Source organism: Alicyclobacillus sp. CIJ1 (assembly GCF_057538885.1).
In genome coordinates this window covers 1-23,984 of record NZ_BAAJPH010000102.1, presented here as the reverse complement: position 1 = coordinate 23,984, position 23,984 = coordinate 1, and the positions used below count along the sequence as shown (strand labels likewise).

22 protein-coding genes are annotated in these 23,984 nt (G+C 62.6%); 2 read left to right on the top strand and 20 right to left on the bottom strand.

Annotation, left to right across the window (positions count from 1 at the left end):
* Window positions 1-48: 48 nt before the first annotated feature.
* Genes AC27E8_RS06900 through AC27E8_RS06890 form a run of 3 tightly spaced genes read right to left on the bottom strand, consistent with a single transcriptional unit; the run spans window position 49 to window position 3,848 of the window.
* A complete protein-coding gene (locus AC27E8_RS06900; protein WP_487098751.1) occupies window positions 49-1,485 on the bottom strand; it encodes a tagaturonate reductase in 1,437 nt (478 codons plus the stop codon).
* Between the two features lie 31 nt (window positions 1,486-1,516).
* The gene (gene iolB, locus AC27E8_RS06895; protein WP_487098752.1) at window positions 1,517-2,329 is read right to left on the bottom strand and encodes a 5-deoxy-glucuronate isomerase; all 813 of its coding nucleotides are present in this window, start codon (window positions 2,327-2,329) and stop codon (window positions 1,517-1,519) included.
* A gap of 22 nt (window positions 2,330-2,351) precedes the next feature.
* A complete protein-coding gene (locus tag AC27E8_RS06890) occupies window positions 2,352-3,848 on the bottom strand; it encodes a UxaA family hydrolase (protein WP_487098753.1) in 1,497 nt (498 codons plus the stop codon).
* A gap of 204 nt (window positions 3,849-4,052) precedes the next feature.
* Between AC27E8_RS06890 and AC27E8_RS06885 the strand changes: the two genes are divergently transcribed.
* Complete coding sequence (locus AC27E8_RS06885; RefSeq protein ID WP_487098774.1) at window positions 4,053-5,066, top strand: substrate-binding domain-containing protein; 1,014 nt, start codon at window positions 4,053-4,055, stop codon at window positions 5,064-5,066.
* A gap of 24 nt (window positions 5,067-5,090) precedes the next feature.
* Here the strand turns inward: AC27E8_RS06885 and glnA are convergent, their stop codons facing one another.
* The 9 genes from glnA to AC27E8_RS06840 form a co-directional block, all read right to left on the bottom strand.
* Window positions 5,091-6,428 (bottom strand): type I glutamate--ammonia ligase, encoded by a 1,338-nt coding sequence (gene glnA, locus AC27E8_RS06880; protein WP_487098754.1) that lies wholly within the window; start codon window positions 6,426-6,428, stop codon window positions 5,091-5,093.
* Between the two features lie 22 nt (window positions 6,429-6,450).
* Window positions 6,451-6,837, bottom strand: a complete 387-nt coding sequence (locus AC27E8_RS06875) for a MerR family transcriptional regulator (RefSeq protein ID WP_014464269.1) — start codon at window positions 6,835-6,837, stop codon at window positions 6,451-6,453.
* Window positions 6,838-6,904: 67 nt separating this feature from the next.
* Window positions 6,905-8,173, bottom strand: coding sequence for a methionine gamma-lyase family protein (locus AC27E8_RS06870; protein ID WP_487098775.1), 1,269 nt, complete (start codon window positions 8,171-8,173; stop codon window positions 6,905-6,907).
* Between the two features lie 2 nt (window positions 8,174-8,175).
* Window positions 8,176-9,273 carry a GTPase HflX gene (gene hflX / locus AC27E8_RS06865; RefSeq protein WP_487098755.1) on the bottom strand — a complete coding sequence of 366 codons (1,098 nt, stop codon included), beginning with the start codon at window positions 9,271-9,273 and terminating at the stop codon, window positions 8,176-8,178.
* Window positions 9,263-9,481, bottom strand: coding sequence for a hypothetical protein (locus tag AC27E8_RS06860; RefSeq protein WP_041695136.1), 219 nt, complete (start codon window positions 9,479-9,481; stop codon window positions 9,263-9,265). The genes hflX and AC27E8_RS06860 overlap by 11 nt, the downstream gene beginning before the upstream one ends.
* Window positions 9,463-10,089, bottom strand: coding sequence for a hypothetical protein (locus AC27E8_RS06855; RefSeq protein WP_487098756.1), 627 nt, complete (start codon window positions 10,087-10,089; stop codon window positions 9,463-9,465). Before AC27E8_RS06855 ends, AC27E8_RS06860 begins: the two co-directional genes overlap by 19 nt.
* On the bottom strand, window positions 10,070-10,684 hold the full coding sequence (locus tag AC27E8_RS06850) for a GTPase (RefSeq protein ID WP_487098757.1): 615 nt from the start codon (window positions 10,682-10,684) through the stop codon (window positions 10,070-10,072). The genes AC27E8_RS06855 and AC27E8_RS06850 overlap by 20 nt, the downstream gene beginning before the upstream one ends.
* Window positions 10,681-11,670 carry an AAA family ATPase gene (locus AC27E8_RS06845; RefSeq protein WP_487098758.1) on the bottom strand — a complete coding sequence of 330 codons (990 nt, stop codon included), beginning with the start codon at window positions 11,668-11,670 and terminating at the stop codon, window positions 10,681-10,683. The genes AC27E8_RS06850 and AC27E8_RS06845 overlap by 4 nt, the downstream gene beginning before the upstream one ends.
* Window positions 11,671-11,816: 146 nt before the next feature.
* Complete coding sequence (locus tag AC27E8_RS06840; RefSeq protein WP_487111406.1) at window positions 11,817-13,313, bottom strand: hypothetical protein; 1,497 nt, start codon at window positions 13,311-13,313, stop codon at window positions 11,817-11,819.
* A 222-nt stretch (window positions 13,314-13,535) separates the two neighbouring features.
* On the opposite strand from AC27E8_RS06840, the gene AC27E8_RS06835 reads away from it, so the two are divergent.
* Window positions 13,536-15,116 (top strand): putative polysaccharide biosynthesis protein, encoded by a 1,581-nt coding sequence (locus AC27E8_RS06835; protein ID WP_487098760.1) that lies wholly within the window; start codon window positions 13,536-13,538, stop codon window positions 15,114-15,116.
* Between the two features lie 7 nt (window positions 15,117-15,123).
* Here AC27E8_RS06835 and galE read toward each other — a convergent pair whose 3' ends face one another.
* The 8 genes from galE to AC27E8_RS06795 all read right to left on the bottom strand — a co-directional run.
* Window positions 15,124-16,137 carry a UDP-glucose 4-epimerase GalE gene (gene galE, locus AC27E8_RS06830; protein WP_487098761.1) on the bottom strand — a complete coding sequence of 338 codons (1,014 nt, stop codon included), beginning with the start codon at window positions 16,135-16,137 and terminating at the stop codon, window positions 15,124-15,126.
* A gap of 79 nt (window positions 16,138-16,216) precedes the next feature.
* On the bottom strand, window positions 16,217-17,716 hold the full coding sequence (locus tag AC27E8_RS06825; RefSeq protein ID WP_487098762.1) for a spore germination protein: 1,500 nt from the start codon (window positions 17,714-17,716) through the stop codon (window positions 16,217-16,219).
* A 66-nt stretch (window positions 17,717-17,782) separates the two neighbouring features.
* Window positions 17,783-18,889, bottom strand: a complete 1,107-nt coding sequence (locus tag AC27E8_RS06820; protein ID WP_487098763.1) for a GerAB/ArcD/ProY family transporter — start codon at window positions 18,887-18,889, stop codon at window positions 17,783-17,785.
* A 3-nt stretch (window positions 18,890-18,892) separates the two neighbouring features.
* A complete protein-coding gene (locus AC27E8_RS06815; protein ID WP_487098764.1) occupies window positions 18,893-19,138 on the bottom strand; it encodes a hypothetical protein in 246 nt (81 codons plus the stop codon).
* Entirely contained in the window at window positions 19,135-20,307 is a 1,173-nt protein-coding gene (locus AC27E8_RS06810; RefSeq protein ID WP_487098765.1) for a Ger(x)C family spore germination protein, read from the bottom strand. Before AC27E8_RS06810 ends, AC27E8_RS06815 begins: the two co-directional genes overlap by 4 nt.
* A complete protein-coding gene (locus AC27E8_RS06805; RefSeq protein ID WP_487098776.1) occupies window positions 20,301-21,737 on the bottom strand; it encodes a spore germination protein in 1,437 nt (478 codons plus the stop codon). The genes AC27E8_RS06810 and AC27E8_RS06805 overlap by 7 nt, the downstream gene beginning before the upstream one ends.
* 216 nt (window positions 21,738-21,953) lie before the next feature.
* Window positions 21,954-23,396 (bottom strand): NADP-dependent isocitrate dehydrogenase, encoded by a 1,443-nt coding sequence (locus tag AC27E8_RS06800; protein WP_487098766.1) that lies wholly within the window; start codon window positions 23,394-23,396, stop codon window positions 21,954-21,956.
* A gap of 227 nt (window positions 23,397-23,623) precedes the next feature.
* A partial coding sequence (locus AC27E8_RS06795) for an ArdC family protein (RefSeq protein WP_487111404.1) occupies window positions 23,624-23,984 on the bottom strand: 361 nt, incomplete at its 5' end.

Genomic DNA, 23,984 nt, shown 5'->3' with positions numbered 1-23,984 from the left:
CCTCGAATCGCCCGACGCCGGTCTCACCCCCTTTCAGCCATGAGCGTGTCACAAAGACGCCACCGCCTGGACTGGCCCCACTCGCAATGCAAGGTCTACGAAACGGGTCCATCCGTCGAGCACGCCCGGCACCTGGGTCAGGTCCGCGGACCACAACTCGGTGTCCGAAAGAATGGCGCGCGCTGAGGCCTCGACGTCGTCTTGCCACAACCCCTTAAGCCGGGGCCCAGCCGGATCCGGCTCAGTTGCGTGTTCCATGCCTGGCCGATACGCCAGGCACACCGCCGCGATGGCCGCCGTGAGCCTCTTGGCGTCTCCGAACCGCTCCACCGCGTCCAGGAGCGTCGGCACGAGACGGATTCTTGCCTTCGAGATGGCGTTTGTGGCAATCGAACGCAATTTGTGCTCCAGATACGGATTCTGAAACCGCTCGAGCACATTACGCGCGAAATCGCGCAACCTCTCCGGACGAGTCACATGGGACTCGGTGGCCGGCACGATTTCGTCCTGCACGAGCTGGTGAACGAACCGCGAGAGCGTCGGGTGCTCCATCACCCCAAGCACCGTTTCGAGGCCCGCCATGAGACCCAGGTTTGCGAGCGCCGTGTGTGTGCCGTTCAGGGCACGAAGCTTCTGCAACCGAAAGTCGCGGATGTCGTCCGCGTAGTGGACGCAAAGTCCTACGTCCTCGAACGGCCACAGCGCCTTCAGCCGCTCGCTGCCGCGGATGGCAAACAGGTAGTACGGCTCAACCGTCACCGCCAGCGCGTCTTCGTAGGGAAGCGGTGGATCGCCAGCGTAAGGGGTCACGATGCGATCGACGAGGGTGTCGCAGAATTCGACGCGCTCGTGCAACCAGCGCATAAAGTCGGCCCCGAGCCGCCAATCCGCCGCATGGCGCTCCACAATGGACCGCAACTGCTGACCGTTGTCGTCGATGAGCTCGCACGGGACGACGATCATCCGGCCTGTTTCTTGCCAGCCAAGCGCGAGATACCGCTCGTGCAGGTACTGCGTCAGCTTCGCCGGATACGTCCCAGGCGGAGCATCCGAGGTCGGTCTCGGCATCGCTTCGTACCGCACGCCCAATTCGGTGGTGTTCGACACGGCGATCTCGACGAGCGGATCGCGCGCGAATCGCAAGATCTGCGCCCACTCCCGTGTCGAATCCAAGGCGCGAGCTACCGACGTGACAAGCTCCACGTTTTCCACGGGCCTGCCGTCCTGCAGGCCGCGCACGAGCACCGTGTACAGGCCATCTTGTTCCTGAAACTGGTGAATGTGATGAGCGCCGCTCGGCCGAGGGTTCACCACGGCGATACGCCCTTGAAACGTACCGGACTCATTCAAGCGGTGCACAAGCCAATCGACGAAGCCTCGCAGAAAAATGCCTTCGCCGATTTGAATGACCCGGATAGGCATGGTTCGCGCGCGCTCGAAGCTCGCGCGAGTTTCCCCGTCCAATGCGCCTGCGTGTAACCGCATCGTCTCGTCTCCCCACGGAAATGTCCGACATTCAACCCCACGAGCGCTCGCGGATCCAGGCATGAGCCGGATCGTCGTGCGGAATCATCACGCGATTCACGGGGCCCGCCATGAGCCACAGGTAGTACAATTGATAGCCGCCCGCAGCGCAGACCGGGTGATACCCACGCGGGATCATGAACGCGTCGCCGTGTCGAACGCGGTAGGTCTCGTCGATAGAGTCATCCGAGGTGTAGATGGATTGAAGCCCAAAGCCGTGAGGCGGATCGAGCTGATAGAAATAGATTTCCTCCATGAGCGCCTCAACGCCCGGGATGTACTCGTCGTGTTTATGGGGCGGGTAACTCGACCAGTTGCCTGGCGGATTGAACGTCTCGCCGACGATGATCCGGTGAACGCGGCCTTCCGCCTGCTGGACCACGATATCGTGAACCTTGCGTTCGAAGTTGGCCTGCCCCACGGTCTTCACCTGGACTTCGTCGGGCGTGACGACAAACGGCTCGTGGACTTCCTCCGCAACCGCCTGGCAGACAGCGACCTCGAGCGCGCCGTCGCCCGCGTTCTCCACGCGGAACGGGTGACCCACCGGCACGTACACCGCCGTCGCCGGTGCTGCAAAAACGTTTGCCCGCTCGTATGGGCCAAAGGTATGGTGGCCGACCGACACGCGCATGGCGCCCGACAGGAGAACGAGAACCACCTCTCGTCCCTGAAACTCCGCTTCGTGCGCTTCGCCTCGACCAAGCCGCAGGTGACCAAACGAAATCCACTTGAGCCCGGCCGCGTTCTGTTGCGGCACCAACTCGTGATAACCGTTTTCTTCCTTACCTCGCACCAGATACATTCTCAACCAACCTCCACTTCGCTCAAAGAGTGACACCGTCCTTGAAGATGGCGATCTCGCGATACCCGTTCACTTCGTTCCGAGCGAGTTCTTCTCCCGACGCCACGCGGATGACCTTGTGCAGCAATTCCTCCGCGAGATCGTCCATCGATTCCCCGAGCACAATCCGACCCGCGTCGAAGTCGATCCAGGCGGGTTTCGACGACGCAAGCTGGTGGTTGCTCGCAATCTTTAACGTGGGAACGGGTCCGCCGAAAGGTGTACCTCGGCCTGTGGTGAACAAAATCAGCTGCGCACCGCTCGCCGCGAGCGCGCTCACCGATACCATGTCGTTTCCAGGCGCCGAGACCAGGTTGAGCCCCGGTTTCACGGCTGGATGGCCGTAGCCCAAGACATCGACCACACGGGAGAGGCGCCCGCCCTTTTGCACCGCGCCGAGCGATTTTTCTTCGAGCGTGGTGATGCCCCCCGCCTTGTTTCCTGGGGAGGGGTTTTCGTACACGGGCTGGCCGTGGCGCGTGTAGTAGTCCTTCCACGACTGAATCAGATCCACGACTTTGGCGAACGTCTCCGGGCTGTCGGCGCGATCCATGAGTACGGTCTCCGCCCCAAACATCTCGGGCACCTCGGTCAGGAGCGCCGTGCCGCCGCGAGCGACGACGCGATCCGCCACCTGTCCCACGAGTGGATTCGCCGTGACGCCTGACAGACCGTCGGATCCGCCGCATTTCAGGCCCAACTTCAGCCGAGCCACTGGCACCGGCTGGCGGACAAAGGCTCGCGCTCGCTCGACAAGTTGTTCCAACCGCCGCATGCCCTCCGCGAACTCGTCCGTGGTGCGCTGAAGTTCAAGGAACGCCACCTTCTCCAGCGACGCTTGATCCAACCGCTCCCGAAACGCCTCAATCCGGTTGTTTTCGCAACCGAGCCCAATCACGAGAACGCCTGCGGCGTTGGGGTGTCGGACGAGCCCCGCAAGTAGGGATTGGGTGTAGACGAGATCGTCCCCGAGTTGTGAACACCCGTACGGATGCGCGAAGTGGTACACGCCGTCGATCCCGCCTCCGCGCCATTTGGCGTCGGCCATCGTTGCCAACCGCTCGGCCACTTTGTTCACACACCCGACCGTATTCAGGATCCAGATCTCGTTGCGCACGCCGACCTGGCCGTCCGACCGGACATAACCCATGAACGTGAGGCCGTCGTCAAGCACGGGTGCCGGAGAAGTGTTCGGTCGGTACACGTAGGAGCCGCGCTCCGAGAGCGCCGTGCGCAGATTGTGTGTGTGTACCCATTCCCCCGGCTCGATGTCCTGCGTTGCGACGCCGATGGGAAAACCGTATTTGTGCACCGCTTCTCCACGCTTCACGGGCTTGACCGCGAGCTTGTGGCCCAGAGCAATCGGCGCCCGAGCGCTCACCTGCCCGAAAGGGGTCTCGACGACCTCCCCCACATCGAGCGGTTCAAGCGCCACCATGACATCGTCCACCGGTGAGAGATGCAAAACCTTGGGCGCCACGCGGAACCGCCTCCTTTGTCGCCCGTTCACCCCATGCAACGGAACGTTAGAATAACTGTTAAATTAACATTCTAGACAAACAAAAAGCGGATGCGATGAATGCGATTTCTCTCGCAATTCAAGTGCAGTATACGCCGCTCGAAAAGGTGTTGTCAATGTGTTATCATTCACATCAGGAAGATACGAGAGAGAAGGGTGACGAGCATGGCCACGATGGCGGATGTCGCGAAGCGCGCGGGCGTGTCCATCATGACGGTGTCTCGCGTCGTGAACAACTCCGGGTATGTGAAACCTTCGACGAGGCAAAAAGTGCTCGCGGCGATGCAGGAACTCAACTACGTTCCGAAGGGACAGCAGTCCTCGCCGCACGACACGTGGATGCTCATCGTGCCGGACATCACCAACCCGTTTTTTACCTTTATCGCGCGCGGCATGGAGGATGTGGCGCGCAAACACGGTTTTCGGGTGTTCATTGCCAATACCGACGAGGACCTCGAGAAGGAACAGGAGTATGTGCAGATGTGCCTCGATTATCAGGTGCGCGGCGCGCTCGTGGTGCCCGTCGGAGATCCGTCGCGCGAAAACCTAGTGCGGCTCACGGAACATCACGTGCCCTTTGTGCTCATCGACCGTGAGATCGAGGGACTCGACGCTGATCTCGTCAAAGGAGACATTCGCGAGACCTCGCGTCGGCTCGTGGAGCATTTGCTCGAACTCGGCCACGAGCGCATCGCAGCCGTGGTGGGCCCGCTCCACAGCGCATCGAGCCGAGAACGGCTCGACGGCTACCGAGACGCCCTTCTCCATAAGGGATTACCCGTGGACGAGAGCCTCATCTTCACGGCGCCCATGACGAGAGACATGGACGCATCCTTCGTGGACGCACTCGTCCTGCGTTCGGATGCCCCCACCGCCCTGTTTCTCGGCAACATGTTTCAGTACGCGCACATCGTGCGCAGACTTCGCGGCCTTGGCCTGTCGATCCCCCAGGACATCAGCGTGGTCAGCTTTGGCAACACCGATGATCTTGCTTCAGTCGATTCGATGGCGACGGCGGCCGTTCAACCGGCGTACAACTATGGATCGCTTGGCGCACAACTTCTGCTGGAGCGGATTGAGGGCGTCCGGAAGACGTCGACGAGGATTGTACTCCATTCGGAGATGGTCGTGCGAAGTTCCACGGCACCTCCACCTGTGCGGATGGACAGTAAGGGGTGACCTTGACGGCCACCCCTTGCGTGATCAGTAAATGGTGAAGTACTGCTCCCGCTCCCACTCCGTCACCTGCGTGCGGAACATGTTCCACTCGATGCGCTTCGCTTCGATGAAGTGAAGCAGGACGTGATCGCCGAGCGCTTCCATAATCACCTGGTCCCGGATCAAGGCGTCCAGTGCCTCGTTGAGGTTGGACGGCAGGCTTCGAATGCCCGCCTCCTCCTTTTCTGCTTCGGTCATCATGTAGATGTTCCGGTTCACCGGCGGCGGAGGCTCCAACTCGCGCTCGATGCCGTCGAGCCCAGCGGCGAGCAGCGACGCGATGGCAAGGTACGGGTTGCAGCTTGGATCAGGGCTGCGGACTTCGACCCTGGTCGACATGCCGCGCGCAGCCGGGACGCGGACGAGCGGCGACCGGTTCTTGCCACTCCACGCGATGTAGCTCGGCGCCTCATAGCCCGGCACGAGGCGCTTATAGGAGTTCACGAGCGGATTGCAGATGGCCGTGAACGCCCGGGCGTGCTCCAAAAGCCCAGCGACAAAGTGGAGCGCTGTCTCGCTGAGCCCCATCTCGCCTTCCGGATCGTAGAACGCGTTCTGACCGTCCCGGAACAGCGACAGGTGGGTGTGCATGCCGGAACCGTTGATGCCGTACAGCGGCTTGGGCATGAAGGTGGCGTGTAGCCCGTGCTCCCGTGCGACCGTCTTGACGACCAGCCGGAAGGTCGTGAGGTTGTCCGCCGCCTCCACCGCTTCCGCGTAGCGAAAATCGATCTCGTGCTGCCCCGGGGCGACTTCGTGGTGCGAGGCCTCAATTTCAAATCCCATTTGCTCCAGGGCGAGCACGATATCGCGGCGGCAGTTTTCGCCGAGATCGACCGGTGCCCAGTCGAAGTAACCCCCTTCATCGTTCAGATCCAACGTAGGTTTTCCATTTTCGTCGAGCTTGAAGAGGAAAAACTCCGGTTCCGGGCCGACGTTGAACGCCGAAAACCCCATGGCCCTGGCCTTCTCGCAGACGCGTTTGAGCACCGACCGCGGATCGCCGGCAAACGGCGTGCCGTCCGGAAGGTTCACATCGCAGATCAACCGCGCCACCTTTCCCTGCGGCGTCTCCCACGGGAAGACGAGCCACGTCGACCGATCCGGCGCCAGATACATGTCCGACTCCTCAATGCGGACAAACCCTTGAATCGACGATCCGTCAAACATGATGCGGTTGTCCAGCGCCTTGGGCAGTTGATCCACCGGGATCTCTACGTTCTTCACAATTCCGAGCAAGTCGGTAAACTGCAGGCGCACGTACCGCACGTCGTTCGCTTCGGCCAGTTTCAATATTTCTTCTTTTGTGTATTCTTTCCGCATACGATCCTCCCTCGCGGCTCATTCAGCGGTGGCGGTAGAACCGAGACAGGTCTCCTTGAAACTCTCCCGTTTGCCGCCGCTCCATCAGCTCGCGCTCCAGCCACTGATACACTTCGGAATCGGGCACATCCCTTGTCGCCACCGGACGACTCGATCTCGGCCGCCTGTCCTTTTCGAGCAGGTTGCGCTTGACGCTCGCGATATTGTGCCCCTCGTCGAGCAATTGCCTGATCTGCATCAGCCGCTCCACGTCGGCAAACGAGAACTGCCGCTGATTCCCGGGCGTGCGCGCCGGCTGGATCAACCCGTGCTCTTCATAGTAACGGATTTGCCGTGCGCTCAGCCCCGTCAGCTTTTGCACCGTGCCTATTGAAAATAAGGGCATATTCCTGCGCTCTTCCAAATCCACGGCGCGCCCCTCCCTGTGCGACCTGTTGAAACTTATCGTAACATGGAGGGCGCGCCACGACAATCACTCACGTGATATTCTTTGACGCAAGCGGCGCGATGGCGGCCACCACCCGGCGCACCGCCAGCACGGCGTGCTCATAGGTCAGTCCACCCTGCACATACGCCACGTACGGCGGCCGCAATGGCGCGTCGGCGGTCAATTCGAGGGAGGCTCCTTGAATAAACGTCCCTGCAGCCATCACCACGGGATCCGCGTACCCCGCCATGGGCGCCGGTTCCGGGCGCACGTGCGAATCGACGGGCGCGACCGACTGGATGGTCCGGCAGAAGGCGAGCAGGCGATCGGGCGTGCCGAGTTCGACCGACAGGATGAGATCCGTTCGGTCTGCCTCCGGCGCCGGAGACACGCGAAAGCCAAGGCCTTGGAGCGCAGCCGCCATGAGCCGCGAGCCTTTCACCGCCTGAAGCACCGCATGCGGCGCGAGAAACAGCGCCTGGAACATGGTCAGAAGATAGGGGCCCGTCGGGCCGTACTCGGCCGCCGTGCCCGGCGCCACAAGCCGCGCGGCGACGCGCTCCACGACGTCCCAACGGCCCACGATGTAGCCGCCCGTCGGACACAGCCCTGCGCCCGGGTTCTTGATGAGCGAGCCCATCGCGACATCCGCGCCCACGTGACAGGGCTCGCGATCTTCTACGAACTCGCCATAGCAGTTATCCACCGCAATCCAAACGTCCGGGCGCGCCTCTTTCACCGCGGCGAACGCCATCTCCAGTTCCGCGATGGAAAATGAGCGCCGATGTCCGTAGCCGCGCGACCGCTGAAACAGCACCATCCGCACCTCGGGTGCGCGCACCGCGCGCTCGATGGCCGCAAGATCGATACCTCCGTCCTCCCCGAGATCCACCACCTCGACTTCCACGCCGAGTTCCGCAAGCGAGCCAGCCGCGGGTCGGAGCCCGAGCGCCGCGTGAAGCGTGTCATACGGCACGCCGGTGGCGACCACTAGGCGATCTCCCGGCCGCAAGCAGCCAAACAGCGCGAGGGCGATGGCGTGCGTGCCTGAGACAATCTGCGGGCGCACCAACGCCGCCTCAGCCCCAAACACGTCTGCGTAGATGGCCTCCAGCTTCTCCCGCCCCACGTCACCGAGGCCGTACCCCGTGGAACCGGCGAGATCCAGCTGCGCCACCTCGTGGCGCCAAAACGCCTCGAGCACGCGCTCCTGATTCGCCAGCGCAATCGCCTCCGACCGGCGCTGATAAGGCTCGATTTGCCGCTCACACGATTCCACGTACGCGCGGATGTCATCCAGCTTCGCTTCCACAACCATGTTCAATCCGCCTTCTCCTTCACTTGAGGCAGCCTCGCTTCCACCGCCTGATAGAGCGGTTCGAGATCCCCCGCCACCGCGCTTCCATACACCGTCTGTAGCGCCTCGAGATCCGGCGGCGGCTGCCAGGCCGCGAGATCCATCTTGTTGTAGAACGTGATGATGGGCTTGTCCAGCGCGCGCAAGTCCGCGAGCACCTGCCGCGTGGCCCGAAGATGCCGATCCGGCGCCCGGGACGCGTCCACCACGAGGACAATCACGTCCGCGTACGTCACCTCTTCGAGCGTCGAACGGAACGCCTCCACCAAGTTGTGCGGCAGATGTTCCACGAACCCCACCGTGTCCGTGACCACGTACGGCTCGCCGCCTGGCGCAAACACGCGCCGCGCCGTCACGTCGAGCGTGTCAAACAGCCGATCCCGCCCGAAGGCTTCCGCGACACGCCCGCGATCCGCGACCCACCTCGCGCGCACGGTCGTTTTGCCAGCGTTCGTGTAGCCCACAAGCGCCACCACCGCGCTGTCGCGGACCCGCCGCTGACGAAGCCTCGAGCGGTGGGCGGAGAGATCGGCGAGATCGCGCTCCAATTTGGCAATGCGCGCCCGAATCCGCCGTCGGTCAAGTTCGAGCTTTGTCTCGCCCGGCCCCCGCGTGCCAATGCCACCGCCGAGCCGAGACCATTCCGCTCCGCGCCCGGAAAGCCGGGGCAACAGGTACTTGAGTTGGGCGATCTCGACCTGAAGCTTGCCCTCCCGGCTCACGGCCCTGCGCGCGAAGATGTCGAGAATGAGCACGGTGCGATCGACCACGCGCCGATGAACGGCATCCTCCAGGTTGCGGGCCTGCGTGGGCCTCAGTTCGCCATCCGCCACCACGAGGTCCGCATTCGTCGACTCGACCAGGAGGCCTAAAGCCTCGACCTTTCCTTGCCCCAGGTACCACCGAGGGTCCGGCGCTCGGCGCCGCTGCACGATGGTTCCCACCACCTGAGCTCCGGCCGCCTCGCAGAGCCCCGTCAATTCCTCCGCGCGGTACGCCACGTCGTCTGGCGCTTCGTCGACCCGCTGCCAAATCAAGAGTACGGCTTTCTCAGCTTCCACAGCGCTCGCGCTCTGCCTCCTCGCCCGCTAGTCCTTCGCTATCATCGCAGATTGGGCAGCGCGCATCAAGCTGATAGCGCATGCGCAAAAGAAGTGGCGCCTCCGCGCGCCCCACCTGTCGGCCCGCTTTAAATCCCGCGCGCCTCCCTGCGTGATACACCAAGGCGACGAGGAGGAGCACAAGCCCCATCACGAGAGACGCGACCATGGCCCTTCCCCCCTGTCTTCAGGCACCAGTTTGGCCGTCGTCGTTTCGGAGACAACGGTGACCGCCGCCAAGGCGACGAGTCCGACGAGGCTCCACATCACCTCAGAAAAGATGGCGACGGCCATCGCGCCGAGAATCGTGAGTAGCACCTCCACGAGGCCAAAGCGAATCACCGCGTTCCATTGGCCCGTCTCTGCATCGCGAAACCGATCGACGAGATCGTCCAGCCAGTCCACGGCGAGCATGAAGGACGCTGACCAAAGTGCGCCGCGCCAGCCCACGATGAGCGCACATAGGCCGAGGGCGATGAGACTTTCCGCCCACGCCGGCAGATGGGACGGCAATCGTTCGAACGGCCGCGCGAACATCCCAACCGCATACGCGCCCAGAAACGCGGCGATGGCCGGCGCCTGGGCGAGCGCGACGGCACACGCCATGACGACCATCGCATACGGGAGAGCCGCGCGGCCGAAGCGCGCGGCAAGCGTGCGCTGCCCTTGACACAGGTCGTAGTCCACGTCCAGCACGTCGTCCATCCACTTGACGGCGAGGCCTGTCAGGAGCAGCGCGCCGAATAGGCGGGCGAGATCAAGCCAACTTCCATACATACCGCTTCACCTCGTCGAAGCCCGCGCCCGTTTTGGCGGACGTCGCAATCACCCGCGCGTCGCGCAGGCGCTCCCGCAGCCACGCCACGCCTCGTTCCGCCAACGGCAGATCGATCTTGCTCGCGAGGACGAGATAAAACGCCTTGGTTCGTCCGATGGCCACCAACTGTTCGTCGAGCGCGTGAAATGGTGTTTCGCGGGCCTCGAGCGCGCGGCCGACGTCCGCCGCGTCCACCACGTGCAGCACCGCCTTTGCCGAGACCAGCGCGCGCAGCGTCTGACCCATCGCGCGGCGGACCCTCTCGTCCCGGACGTGACCCTCTGCCAGGCCAGCGCTGTCGACGATGTCGACCGAACGGGACACTTTCCCCCTCGCCACTGGAATGGTGAGCGTCTGGAGCGACGTCGTCGAGTGGGGCTCCCCAGACGTGAGCCAGCGCTCGGCCTCGCGGATAGGCAGCCTGCGCTTCTCTCGCACCCCGTCGGTCCGCTCGACCATCCAAACCAAGTCTTCGACCCCAAGGGCACGTGCCAGGCGAAGACACGCGGAGGTCTTCCCTGCATTGGCCCGGCCGACCACGACGACGTCGCTCATCCCGCCTCATCTCCTTGCCAGTCCCGCGCCTCAATGAGCATGAGCGCGTCCCGTTTCGGCCTCGATTCTTCAAAGAGGCGCACGGCCTGCCTCCGAATGGCCCGCTCCACCAAGTTGCGAACGAATCTCGCGTTCGAGAACGGCTCGAGCCGGGGTTGGCGTAGCGCATTCTGGAGCAGGTTGCGAAGTGCCCACTCGGCCTCGGCGGTCATGCGGTAGTCTCTCGTAGCGAGGGTCTTTTTCGCAATCTGCACGAGCTGATCCACGCCGTAATCGGGAAAACGGATCTGGATGGGGAACCGGCTCGGCAGGCCCGGGTTCGTGCTCAGAAACCAGCGCATCTCGCGCTCGTAGCCGGCCAGGATCACGATGAGCTCGTGCTTGTGATCTTCCATCGCCTTCACCAGGCAGTCGATGGCCTCGCGGCCAAAGTCCTTCTCGCCCCCGCGTGCGAGCGAGTACGCCTCGTCGATGAACAGCACCCCGCCGAGCGCCTTTTGGATCTGCTCCCTCGTCTTCTGCGCCGTGTGGCCGATGTACTCGCCCACGAGGTCCGCGCGCTCCACCTCCACCAGATGCCCCTTCTCCAGCAGGCCGCACTCGTGAAACATGCGCGCGAGGATGCGCGCCACCGTGGTCTTGCCGGTGCCGGGGTTCCCGTAGAAAATCATGTGAAGCACCGTCGGATCGGCCTTGAGCCGATGCTCCTTACGCAACCGCTGCACGTATACGAGCGCGAAGATCTCGCGCACCACCCGTTTGACCTCGTCGAGCCCGACGAGATCGTCGAGTTCGCGCAGAAGCTCATGCATGCGCCGCTTGTCGATCGGCGGCGCGACCGTGCCTATTGGGTCGTCGACGCCCGAAATCCTCGCGAGCGCGTCGTTCAGATCGATATGCCCTCGCTCGTACAGGTCGATCACGCCCACGGCTTTCCGAGTGTCCACCGCTCGCGTGGTTCTGCGCCCCGTGTTTCGTGGAGTCATTCGCGTGTCACCCCTCACTTGGCCGGCAGCGCCGACCCACGCCACAAGGTATGCGCCGGTAGGCGCATGGGTGATCGCCCATGCCAAACGCATGAAGAAAGGCCGTCCCCGCGAAGAGCGGGGATACGGCCTCCATGGAGCTTCGTTTAATAAACGCCTGGGGCGGTCTCCGCGTAATTGGTGGTGTCGACAGGCCACCACTTGATGCCGATGCTCGGCGCCACACCGTCTGAGCGGTTTTCTTGAATCAAATCGGCCGGAATGGGCGTGTTGCGAATTTCGATGACCGTCTCCGCAGGATTTGAGGTGTAAAAGGTCAGACCGCGAACGTCGTCGACCGTTGGCACATAGGCGCCAAACACGGGATCGAGAATGGCCAGGATGTGAATGTACGCCTTTCCCTTCTCATAGGTCACGCGGTAGGACACGTACTGTTGAACCACGTTATAGTTGAGCAGGCGGCTCGTCCGGGTCACGAGAATCTTCCCCTCGTAATACTGCTGCGCCAGACGCCGGAGCGCCTGCACCGCGGGTTGCGGCAACACGCCCGGATAAGTCGTTCCGCAGAGGTGCTGCGCCACAATGGCGTAATCGTGATGAATCTCAATTTCCTCCAGGTGTGCAGGAGACAACTGCTCGTCGAGCCCAAACGGCGTCCAGTTCCACTCCGGATCTCCTTTGGCGTTAAATCCCTCGGACGTATAGCGCCAGAATCCCCACACCTCCCGACCGTCCGGCAGCCGGAGCGGATAGATCATCGAACTCATGCCGAACTGGTCGCTCGCGCCGTCCGGCCACACGAACCGAATGCCATACGGGATGGTGATGTCAGTGTGATAATATTTCGACCACGGATTGGCGCCCTGTTGATAGTTATAGAATGGGCTTCGCCCGTAGTCGCCGAAGTTGTCCACATTCGACTTGTTGCCGTGGTCCGTCCATACGGTGAGAACATCCCCGTCCGCTTTCAGCGCGTCAATCGCCTGAATGGCGAGCTTGCGGGAAAACAACGTCTCATTCTGATTCCGCTCGCTGAAGTCGCCAAAGGTGTGCATGGTGTCGATCCAGCCGACGTGGATGTAATGATTCAGGATGGCTGCGGCGTAAGGCTGATTCGACACGCCCTTAAACCAACTCAGTTCGTCCGACATCGGCTCGTGGTGGATGTCCACGTAGCCGGGCAGGTTGTCTCCGTTGTACATGAAGAACGAGTCCGCGAAGTCGAGCCCGAGCCCCTTGCCGAGCGGCGTCATCTGCGTGGTATTGATGAACTCGTGAATCAGATTGAACTTTCGCAAGGTTTCGCTGTCCGCATCGGACGAAATCGCGAGCATCGCGTCGTACGGGTACGGGAATTTTCGCATCCCGTACACTTTCGGAGGCACGTGCGTATTGACCACGGGATACGGCTGGCTCTCCGCCGCTGCCGGGTTGCCCGACTGGCCGCCAGGCGTCAATGTTCCGTTGCTTTCCTCGGCGGGCGTCGACGTCGCCGTAGAAGGCGTCTGGGCCTCGTTGGTCAGCGCCCGCACCGCCACGTCGGCGGCGCCCTTCGCTTCTGGCCCGCCCGCTGCACCACATCCTGTGACACCCACTGCCGCGAGCCAAATCGCGGCAGACATCGTCGCCATCTTGGCTTTCATCTTCCGCTTCCCCCGTATCTCTTGTGCTCTGGGCAAGGTACGGAGCCCGGAAGGGATGCCCGTACACCGCCCTCTTCGGGTACGAGGGTAGCGCGCCGAGTTCAAACGCACTTCAAGCGATTGGTGGAACTGAACCTGCCTTCCGCCGCTCATCGAAATTTGAGGTCTTTGTCCAGGCGATGTGACATACCCTTTCGGTGACGGAGATGTGGGGTGGAAACGATGACCAGAAGCCGACAGTCGTTCTTGCACGGTGCGGCCGTGCTCGCCTTTGCCGGCATCGTCACCCGCGCGATGGCACTCGCCGTTCAGATGGTCATGGCCCGAACCATGGGGGTTCAAGGCTTCGGCCTGTTCCAAACCATCAGTCCCCCGTACCTCCTGCTCGTCACCCTGGCCACCTTTGGACTCCCACCCGCGGTCTCCAAGGTGATCGCAGAAAACCTCGCCGTTGGAGACGTCGCGCGCGCGCGCAAGGCGTGGATCACGGCGAACGCGTGGAGCGCCGCTTCCGGCTTGGCCATGGTGTGCCTCGCGTTTGCCCTGTCGCCCCACCTGCATCGCTTCATGGACCCTCGAGCCATCCCCGCCTTTTTCGTGATGGTCTTCCGCATCCCTATTGTGTGCCTTTCCTCGGTGCTGAGCGGCTTTTACATGGGGATTCAAAATCAGACGCCGCCTGCGCTCGCGTGGATCGTAGAGACCACGGTGCGCGCCGCGGCGTCGGTGCCGCTCATGATCTGGATGAGCCCTTGGGGCGTCCGGTACGGCGCTCTCGCGCTTGTCATCGGCGGGGGCATGGGCGAACTCGCGGGCTATCTCACCATGCTCGCCACCTACGCGCTTCGCCATCGCCGCCTGCTCGCGACCGTTCAGCCAACGGCGCGGCCTGGCCGCGGCGTCGTTCGCGATCTCGCCCAAGTCGCCGTGCCAACGATGCTGTCCAATGTCTTAGGCGTCATCGCGTTCGCGGCGGAGCCCACGGTCATGTACCAGGCGTTTCTCGAAGCGGGGGTGTCGCGGCGCGAAGCCACCGCGATGTACGGCGCTTTCGGCATGGCCATGGAACTCCTGTTCATGCCGACCGTGTTGTCCGGCGCCATCTCCTCCGTCATCGTGCCAGCCATCTCCGAAGCCAAAGCGCTCCACGATGACCGGCTCGTCGCGCGCCGCATCGCCCAATCCATCCACGCCGCCATGTTCGTCGCGCTGTTTGCCGCTGCGCTGTTCATCGCCTCCGGCGAGGACGCCGCGACCGCGCTGTATCGAAATCCGACGGCTGGCCAGTTGCTCGCATATCTCGCGCCCTCGTGCCTGTTCTTTTACCTCAGTGATCCGCTCTTCGCCGTCCTCCAGGGACTGAACCGAGCGTTCGTCTCGACGGTCATCACGTTTCTGTCCAGCGCCATTCGCCTGGCGTGCATCTACGAGTTCGTCGCCGTGGGACATCAAGGGATCCGCGGACTTGCCTCGGCCGTGGCCACGAGCGGCATCGTCGCCGCGGTGCTCGGCATGCTCGCCGTCAGGCGGTATCACGATCTCGACCTTGATCTCAGCATGAGCGCCAAGATGGCCCTTGCCGCCGCCATCGCGTGGCTTCCGATGGGCGCCGTGCAGCATCACGCGGCCCTACAGGCGGCGTGGATCCAGTTCGCACTGTGCGCCGTCGCCGGCATGACCACGTACGTGATCTCCGCGATGTACCTCGGGCTTGCCACCGTCGGCGACATCGCGCGGATCCCCGTGGTGGGTGAACCGCTGGCGCGCGCCATGCGCCGATTGCCGTTTCTCGGCGCGCGCTGACGCGGGTTCAGGCCGGATCGTAACCGTTGGGATTTTGCGACTGCCAGCGCCAGGTATCCCGGCACATCGCGTCGAGATCCTGCGTGGCCCTCCAACCGAGCACGCGCTCTGCTTTGGTCGGATCGGCGTAGCTCACCGCTGCATCGCCGGGGCGCCTTGGGCCGATGCGATAGGGGATGTTCCTCCCGCTTGCGCGTTCAAAGGCCCGAATGACCTCGAGTACACTGGAACCTTTTCCAGTCCCAAGATTGAAGGCCTCTGCACCCGTGTGCGACAACACCCAGTCGAGTGCGCGCACGTGCCCGGACGCTAAGTCCATCACGTGAATGTAGTCGCGCACGCCCGTGCCGTCGGGCGTCGGATAGTCTCCGCCAAACACAACGACCTCCGGCCGCTTGCCCACAGCCACTTGGGCCACGTAGGGGACCAGGTTATTCGGAATGCCCTGCGGATCTTCGCCGATCCGCCCGGAAGGATGAGCCCCGACAGGGTTGAAATAGCGCAGAAGTGCCGCGCCAAAGCCCTCGGTTGCCGCGGCGACGTCGCGCAAGATTTGCTCGATCATCGCCTTCGTCTGCCCATACGGGTTCACCGGAGCGATGGGCATGTCTTCCTTCAAGGGCATGTCATTTGAAGCGCCATAGACCGTCGCGGACGAGCTGAACACGATCTTGTTCACGCCGTGTTGCAGCATGGATTCGAGCAGATTCAGCGTGCTGCCGAGATTGTTTCGGTAGTAGCGAAGGGGCTGCGCCACCGATTCCCCGACGGCCTTCAGTCCGGCGAAGTGAATGACGGCTTGAAACGCATAGGCGCGAAAGACCTCCTCGAGCGCCTGGGCGTCGAGCATGTCGACCGAGTGCACGGGAAACGATTTGCCGGTGATCTCGGCGACGCGCCGCAGCGCCTCGGGCTTGGAATTCGCAAAATTGTCGATGGCGACGATGTCATAACCGGACTCGACGAGCGCCACACAGGTGTGCGAGCCGATGTATCCGGCCGCGCCAGTCACCAAAATCATGGCATCACCCCCAGCGAAGTAGGACCACGACCACTATACCAAAAAGGCTGGGGATCGCCATCCCGCCTCGCCCTCGAAGTCAACGCGCGCGCCGCCGATTGCGGAGAATCGTCGGTACGCCGCCCAAATCGCTCGACGGCCAGCGAATGAGAACGTCCCGCATCCCGTCCCTCCACGTGAACGGAAGGAGTGGCCACAAATAGGGCTTGCCGAAGGACTTGGTGGTCAGAAGCAGGAGGAACCAGGACGCCGTGCTCAGCAGGAAACCGCCCCAATTGAGCGCCGCGGTCCAGAGCATGATCCAGATTCGCGCCATCTGGTTGGCGGACGCCAGCTCGAAGGACGAGGTCGCGTACTGCGCCAGCATCACGAAGCCCATGTAGACCAGCACCTCAGGCTGAAGCAGTTGGATCTGCGTGGCAAACTGGCCAAACAGCAAGGCGGACACAATGCCGATGGCATTGGAAAGCGTGACGGGCACGTTCAGGACCGCGAGCCGAAGCACGTCGAGCGCAAACTCCGCCAACAGCAGTTGCGCCCAGAGCGGGAGCGGATCGTTCCGACTCGCCATGAAGAACTTCGCCCAGGAAGGAAGGAGCCCTGGGTGCTGATTCGCGAGCATGAAGATGCCCGGCAGAAACACGCTCATCAAGACCGAGATGACAATGATCCAGCGCAGATACGTGCCGACGAGCGGAAACGAGTGGTATTCCTGCGGATGCTGAATGTGTTGAAAGAAGGTCGTAGGCGCGATGATCACCTCGGCCGTGGCGTCCACGACGATCACGACGTGCCCCTCGATGAGCGCCGTGGCCGCGACGTCCGGCCGTTCCGTGTAGCGGACGATGGGATACGGATTCCACTTCACCTTGCCGATGAGATCGACCAATTGCTGCTCGCCCATCATCATGCCGCCCGTCTTGACGCTGCGGAGAAGTTCGCGAATGGCTGACACCGTCTCCTCATCGGCCACGTCCTTCAGGTACATGAGACTGACGTCGGTCTGGCCGCGGTCGCCCACCTGATACAGCTCGTTGCGAAGGCGAGGATCGCGCAGCCGGCGCCGGATGAGCGTCGTGTTCATCAGCATAGTCTCGGTGAATCCGTCGTGATTCCCGCGAACCACGCGCTCGATCATCGGCGGTTCGATCCCGCGCATCGGATACACGCGGGTGTCGACGACGAGCACCTTGTCGTACCCGTCGATGAACGTCACAAGCGGCCCGGAGAGGATGAAGCGGACCGCGTCCGACATCTGATCGATCACCTGGACCTGCACGAAGTCGATGTGCGTATTCAGGTAGAAGACCAATTCTTCGATGTCGTAGGCCTGACCCTCGTGTTCGCGCTCAAACGCCTCGACGTTTCGGTGAAAGCTGTCGAGCACGAGGACGACGTTCATCGTGAGAAAGAAGCCGTTCGTCACATACGACATCATGTTCAGGCGGCCGTACCGGAAGGGCTTGGCCATGATGTCCCACGTGGTGCCGATGCCGAGGAGCTGGTTAATATAATTGACGTTGTGCTCCAGTGTCCGGCTGATGGGCTGGCTCACCAGGGGCTCGGCCGACTGTCGCATGGCATCTCCTCCGTCTCTTCATTCATGTGCATGTCTCATCCTAGCCATGCCTTGGAATCGACGTTTTTATGTGATTCGGAGCGCGCCCGGGCGTTTGGTTCTGGCCATCTGCGCGGCGCGAAGGGCATACAGCGCGCCGGGCAGGAGGACGACGGTCACAAGGAAATAGCTCGGGACATCCCGGAGGATGAAGTTTGTAACATCAAACACATTTCGAAACAGATAATTGGACAGCGACCACCCCAGAAGGGCGACGGGGACGGGGATCCACGTCCGTTCGGGCGATCCGCTCACGTCCTTCACCGCCTCGCCCACGGCGAGTTGAAAAGCTGCGAGCTTCAGGACGAGCGTGATGGACACGCCCATGACGTACAGCGTGTCGAGGCGCTCGACGAACTTGCCTTGTCGGATGGCTCGCACGAGTTCGAGGACCGGGTAGTTCAAATAGCGGGCAGGTTCGCCGAGGACGCCCACGGTGAGCGTCACGAGAACCGACAGCACGAAGGTACTAATGGCTCCCGCAACGAGGATGTCCCACGGCAGCGTGCGAGGCGAGCGGAGCGCTGGAACCCACTGCAGCGCGATGGCAAACTCCAGGCCGTAGGCAAATGCAGGCACGACAGCTGCACGCCAGGCGGCGCCGGCGGGATCGCCGAGGAGCGGTCGAAAGGACGACGTGTCAAACAACCGAGCCGCGAGCAGGAACAAGACCGGGGAGACGACGGCGGCAAGCGGCAGGATGAACTCGTTCACGCGCGCCACCACTTCGATGCCGAGGTACGCCAGGTACATCGATACCGCAAACGCGATGGCACTCAGAAGAAAATCCGGCGTGTTCGGCAAGACGGAGATGCCGATGAAGGCGCTCATCTCGCGGCCGATGGTGGCCATCGTGACAAAGCCGTACGCGAGATACCAGATCCCGTAGGCGCGGCCAAGCGTGGGACCGAGCACGTCGATGGCGGCCTGGGTGAGGGTTCGCCCGGGAAACAGGCGCACGTGTACCAGTGAAAGGACCGCGCATATCACGGCGCCCAGGAGCAATCCAAAGCCTGAAATCCATGCGTCGCGGAGCGTGAATTGAGCGATGGTACCGGGCATGGTGACGATGCCCGTCCCCAGCACAGTCCAGATGAGCATGAGGATGAGCTGATAGCGAGAGATCTGAATCACGAGTCACGCCTCCTGCGGCCCGGCCCGCCCCCCGTACAGCAACGAGCTCGGACCGGAAAATACGAGATCGAACAGATGAAGCGGGCCCAGACGAGGCCACAGATGGACATCGGCCGCAACCGCGACGCCAATGGCCAGTGCGGTCAACAGGAACCACGCCACCCACTCGCGCCACGACTTGGGCACCCATCTGCGAAAGTCCACGACAGCGCCGAGAATGGCCCACAGGACGGCCCAAACGCTCGTCATGAAGAGCCCTCCCCTCCCTTCGCCTCCTGCGCAAACGGGGTCGTGCTGGCGAGCTGGCCATGAACGATGTGAGGTTCGATGTCATACTCGACCTGGAGGCGCTTCCACGCCCCCTCGCGCAGTTGGATGCCCTTCTCCGCGCACGCGTTGGTCAAGCCAAAGGCGTCCATATCGACGGCTCGGGCCTGGTCGAGGGCCTTGGCGAGGCGATGTTCGACGTCCTCGCGGATGGCTTGCTCCAGTACCGCAAACGTGTTCGCGCTCATCTTCTCGCTCGCTTGCCAACGCTCAATCTCGCCCGTCCCGCGCCAGACCACGCGCACCTTCGGGGATTGACCGGAAGTGTCCACTACGAGCCGCGTCGAAGTGCGCAGCCAATGCACCCCGATGGCGCCCTGGCGTCCGCCCTTTGCCCAGGGAACCACCTCGCGCACATCCAAGGTGCGCCCCAACCACCAGGCGTTGTCCAGCAACCGGCCGCGATCGACGATGGCCACCTTTCCATCTCGCTGCAGGTAAGCCAGTCCCTTGACTTCGGGCGATCCGCCAGGCCCCTCTTCGATGGCCGCGAGCGGTGCGACACCCGACGGCCGAAGCAGCGCCTTCACCACGTGGAGCTCGTCGCTCGCGAGGCACGCCTCCCTGCGCGATGCCTCATCCACGAGATCTCGGATGACGAGCGAGATAGGCTCTGTCTGCCCCGTGGACTCCCGCAGCACGGACTCAGCGGACGTCGGCGTGACGACCCAGAGCTGGCTGCGGCGCAACTGCCGATCTCGCTCGAGCGCGTCCGCGATGGGCGCGAAGTCGCGAAGGGCATCTTCCGAAAACAGCACAAGCGCGTTGTGCTGCAGGTACAGCGAATGGGAGAGCTTCGCTTGGAGACTGCTCATGGCCTCTTCAAACGTCGGCGCGTCCGCCGACACAATCCAATCCGGCGCGTTGCCCTGCGAGTTCGCGTTCTCGCCCGTCGCCGGGTTGCCCGCGCCTCCGGGTTGGACGAGATCCATGGACAGCCGCACACTGTGTCCCTCTCGATCCACGCCCATGCCTGTCGCAATGTACAGGTGATCGATGTCGTTGTAATCGCACCCGGTCACAAAGGCGGCGCAAAGCAAGGCGGCCGTGATCGCGCGCGGGCGCTTGCGCACGGTCACCCATTTCACCATGGACGCCACCTCCACCGCGGCGACTGCTTGCGCGCGGGATGTTTCGGGACGCGATCGCGCTTCACCGGTTCAAACTGGCGCGGCCTTCCCTGCATCATCCACCACGGCGCGCGGATGATCACGTCCTTCATATCGCGGATGAAAGTTGGGGCGATGGGCGCGAGATACGGCACGCCGAACGATCGGAGAGACGCCATGCGGCCCAAAAGCGCGATGCCGAGCATGAGCACCCCGTACAGGCCGAACAGCCCCGCGGCCAGCACGAACGGAAACTGAAGCAGCCGCGCGGCCTGCACCAGGCCGAGGGCGGGCAGTGTGAACGATGCCACGCCCGTGGCCGAGACAATGATGACCATGCCTGGGGATACGAGCCCAGCACGCACCGCCGCGTCGCCAATGACGAGCGTGCCGACGATGCTCACAGATTGCCCCACTGCCCGCGGCAAACGGGTTCCGGCCTCGCGAAGCGCCTCGAAGGCCACCATCATGCCGAGCGCCTCGATGACCGTCGGAAACGGAATGCCCGAGTGCTGTGCCGCCACGCTCACCAAGAGCGGCGTCGGCAACAAGTCCTGGTTGTACGTCAAGAGCGCCACGTACAATGCGGGCAACAGCACGGAACTCCAAAACATGAGGTGCCGCAGGAGGCGAAGCGGCAGGGCAAGCGAATAGTGCATGTAGTAGTCTTCGGGCGAACTCAGATTCATGGCGAAGGTCACAGGCACCATCAGACACGTCGGCGATCCGTCCGCGATGATGGCCACCCGCCCCTCCATCAACCCTGCCACCACGCGATCCGGCCGCTCCGTCTCCTCCGTCGTCGGAAAGACCGAGAAGCGCGGGTCGTTGATGAACTCGCGCACCTCGTTGATGTCCGCGACATAGTCGACGCGAATCTGCGAGATCCGCCGCCGCACTTCGCGCAACAGGTCGGACTTCACCACACCTTCTTCATACAAAATTGCGATCTCGCACGGCGACGTCTCGCCGACCATGAACGTCTCGATCTTCAACCGTGGCGATTTCAGGCGCTTGCGCACCATGGCCAGATTGACGGACAAGCTTTCGATGAACGCTTCCTGCGGGCCGTGTAGGGTGGGTTCGTTCTGCGAGCGGTCCACGGACCTGGCCGGCACTCGATCGAGCCGCCATGCCTCTGCCGAACTTGCCCCATCTCGGACGATCACGGCGCATCCGTCGAGCACAGCCCGAACGGCAGCGCCGACGGTCCCCACCTCCTCCGTCGCAACACCAGGACGCGGGATCTCCCGCCGCCCGCGGGGACCTCCGGAGTCGCGCAGGGCGAGCAGCGCCTCCTGCAGCTTATCGGCGTCCACCAGCCCTTCGAGCCACACCGCGACGCCCGTGTCGCGCTGCGTCGACCAGGGTTGCACGCGGAGATCAGGACACGGCTCGAGGCGTTTGGCCATCTGTTTCGCCACTTCCGCGGCCCTGCGTGCCAGAACCTCGTGTCTCACGCTCACCCACACCTCGCAATCCGCCCTCTCACCTCCTAATTTGTAGAAAACCCAGTGTTTTCATGTATGGCATCTGATCGCCAAACCAGAACAGGGGCTATCCCCGAGTGCCGCACCACTCGAGAACGCCCCTGTTCATATGACCCTCGTGCTACGCCATCATTGCCATCAGCCGTGTACCGCCGAGAACCCCGGAACTCCGTCGAAGGTATAGAGATTTTCGGTCTTGATGACGTCGAATCCGGCCTCAATCATCCTCCGCTGCAACTCCACAACCTCCGCGGGCTGAACCGGCGCGCCGCCTTCTTTGCGGAACCGACAACGCCAGTGATCCGTGCAGAACGTCTCCGGTAGACCGTTCGGCCACACCTTGATGCCGCGATTCGTGATGACCTCGAGTTTCAATTCATTCACGTGGATCTGGCTCAACTTGCTGCCGAGATCGTCAGGCGCCCCCGGGCCCCAGTCGAGGAAAACGTCCACGCCGACGAGCTGCTTTTCCGCCTTCGGCCCCGGTTGCCACGCGCGCCTTGCGATTGCAGCCGCATCCTGACGGTACGACACAGGCTTCAGAATCTGCGGGCGCTCGCCTAAGCGCTCAATCACGGCGTCCGCAAACGCGTCGGTCCCCACCAGCTTTTTGCTGGAACCCTCGCGGTAAATGTCGCGCGTGTGAATGCCGTCCTCGATGGTGCGGAGCCAGGCGAGGTGGATTTTCTCCGCCACGGCCGGCTGCCCGATGTGAATCAGCATCATGACGGCGGCGAGCAAGAGCCCGGACGGATTGGCGATGTTCTGGCCTGCGATGTCCGGTGCAGAACCGTGAATCGCCTCGAACATTGCAAACCCGTCGCCAATGTTAGCCGACGGCGCCAGACCCACCGAGCCCGACAACTCCGCTGTCACGTCAGACAGGATATCGCCATACAGATTCGGCATGACCACCACATCGAACCGCTCCGGCGTGTTAGCGAGGCGGGCCGCGCCGATGTCCACGATCATCGTCTCGTGCTCGAGATCCGGATACTCAGCCGCGATGCGCTCGAACTCCTTGTGAAAGAGCCCGTCGGTGAACTTCATAATGTTGTCCTTGACAAAGCACGTGACCTTCTTGCGCCCATTTGCACGCGCATAATCGAACGCGTACCGGATGACCCGCTCAGAGCCGGGCTGCGTGATGAGCTTCAGGCACTGATACACCTGCTGCGTCTGACGATGCTCGATGCCCGCGTACAGGTCTTCCTCGTTCTCGCGGATGATGACGAGATCCATCTTCGGATGCGTCGTCTCCACGAACGGGCTGTAGGCAACCGTCGGGCGCACGTTGGCGTACAAGTTGAGCGCCTTGCGCAGCGTGACGTTCAAGCTCTTGTAGCCTCCGCCCTGCGGCGTCGTGATAGGCGCCTTGAGGAGCACACGCGTCCGCCGTACGCTTTCCCAAGCCTTCGGATCCATGCCGTTGTCAATGCCGCGCTTATACACCTTCTCGCCGATCTCGACCGTTTCAATGTCGAGTTCTGCACCCGCAGCTTCCAAAATGCGCAGGGTCGCCGTCATGATTTCGGGACCTATTCCATCGCCGTACGCAACAGTAATCGGTGTTTTCGCCATCGAGAAGACCCCTTCAACCACAAATTGATGATTGACGATCCGTCATCGGTACGACCGTAGTGTATCATAGCTCACACAAGCTCCATGTTGTCAACCAATCGTGAAAAGTCTTCTACCATATTGTGAACAGATTTTTACTGAACATTCACACCGTTTTCTTTTCATTTCCTGGCGCGGTTGCGGAGCAGTCTCTGGAATCTACCAAAGAGAAGCCGTGAGTGACTCAATCATCGCGCGGTCATCAACCGATCTCGGAGCTCCACATGCCGATCGCCTTCGATTCGCTCATCCAGCACCGGAATCGGCGCGCCGTCCGTCTGCGAGATGTCGAACACCGTCACCGTCTTGAAACCCACAATCTTGTGCTCCAAGATCGGCTCGCCATTTTCGTCAAGCATCGGCTCGCCGTGCTCGTCCTCCTTCGGGAGCTTCTTGATCACCAGCGCCAGGATGCTGATGCCCCGCTCGCCGCGCATGACGTGACGCCCGAACTCCTGCCACTTCTTGTAGCCCATGACGCACGACGCGTTCGGGCGTTGGGCGTAAATCAGCATGACATTGTGAAAGCTGTATCGCGGCACGCGCGCC

Coding starts and splice junctions, on each gene's coding strand:
- AC27E8_RS06885 (WP_487098774.1), top strand. CDS start 4,053: ATGGCCACGATGGCGGATGTCGCGAAGCGCGCGGGCGTGTCCATCATG.
- AC27E8_RS06860 (WP_041695136.1), bottom strand. CDS start 9,481: ATGGTCGCGTCTCTCGTGATGGGGCTTGTGCTCCTCCTCGTCGCCTTG.
- AC27E8_RS06855 (WP_487098756.1), bottom strand. CDS start 10,089: ATGTATGGAAGTTGGCTTGATCTCGCCCGCCTATTCGGCGCGCTGCTC.
- AC27E8_RS06835 (WP_487098760.1), top strand. CDS start 13,536: ATGACCAGAAGCCGACAGTCGTTCTTGCACGGTGCGGCCGTGCTCGCC.
- iolB (WP_487098752.1), bottom strand. CDS start 2,329: ATGTATCTGGTGCGAGGTAAGGAAGAAAACGGTTATCACGAGTTGGTG.
- AC27E8_RS06900 (WP_487098751.1), bottom strand. CDS start 1,485: ATGCGGTTACACGCAGGCGCATTGGACGGGGAAACTCGCGCGAGCTTC.
- glnA (WP_487098754.1), bottom strand. CDS start 6,428: ATGCGGAAAGAATACACAAAAGAAGAAATATTGAAACTGGCCGAAGCG.
- AC27E8_RS06825 (WP_487098762.1), bottom strand. CDS start 17,716: ATGCGACAGTCGGCCGAGCCCCTGGTGAGCCAGCCCATCAGCCGGACA.
- AC27E8_RS06815 (WP_487098764.1), bottom strand. CDS start 19,138: ATGACGAGCGTTTGGGCCGTCCTGTGGGCCATTCTCGGCGCTGTCGTG.
- AC27E8_RS06870 (WP_487098775.1), bottom strand. CDS start 8,173: ATGGTTGTGGAAGCGAAGCTGGATGACATCCGCGCGTACGTGGAATCG.
- galE (WP_487098761.1), bottom strand. CDS start 16,137: ATGATTTTGGTGACTGGCGCGGCCGGATACATCGGCTCGCACACCTGT.
- AC27E8_RS06850 (WP_487098757.1), bottom strand. CDS start 10,684: ATGAGCGACGTCGTCGTGGTCGGCCGGGCCAATGCAGGGAAGACCTCC.
- AC27E8_RS06810 (WP_487098765.1), bottom strand. CDS start 20,307: ATGGTGAAATGGGTGACCGTGCGCAAGCGCCCGCGCGCGATCACGGCC.
- AC27E8_RS06840 (WP_487111406.1), bottom strand. CDS start 13,313: ATGAAAGCCAAGATGGCGACGATGTCTGCCGCGATTTGGCTCGCGGCA.
- AC27E8_RS06845 (WP_487098758.1), bottom strand. CDS start 11,670: ATGACTCCACGAAACACGGGGCGCAGAACCACGCGAGCGGTGGACACT.
- AC27E8_RS06800 (WP_487098766.1), bottom strand. CDS start 23,396: ATGGCGAAAACACCGATTACTGTTGCGTACGGCGATGGAATAGGTCCC.
- AC27E8_RS06805 (WP_487098776.1), bottom strand. CDS start 21,737: ATGGCCAAACGCCTCGAGCCGTGTCCTGATCTCCGCGTGCAACCCTGG.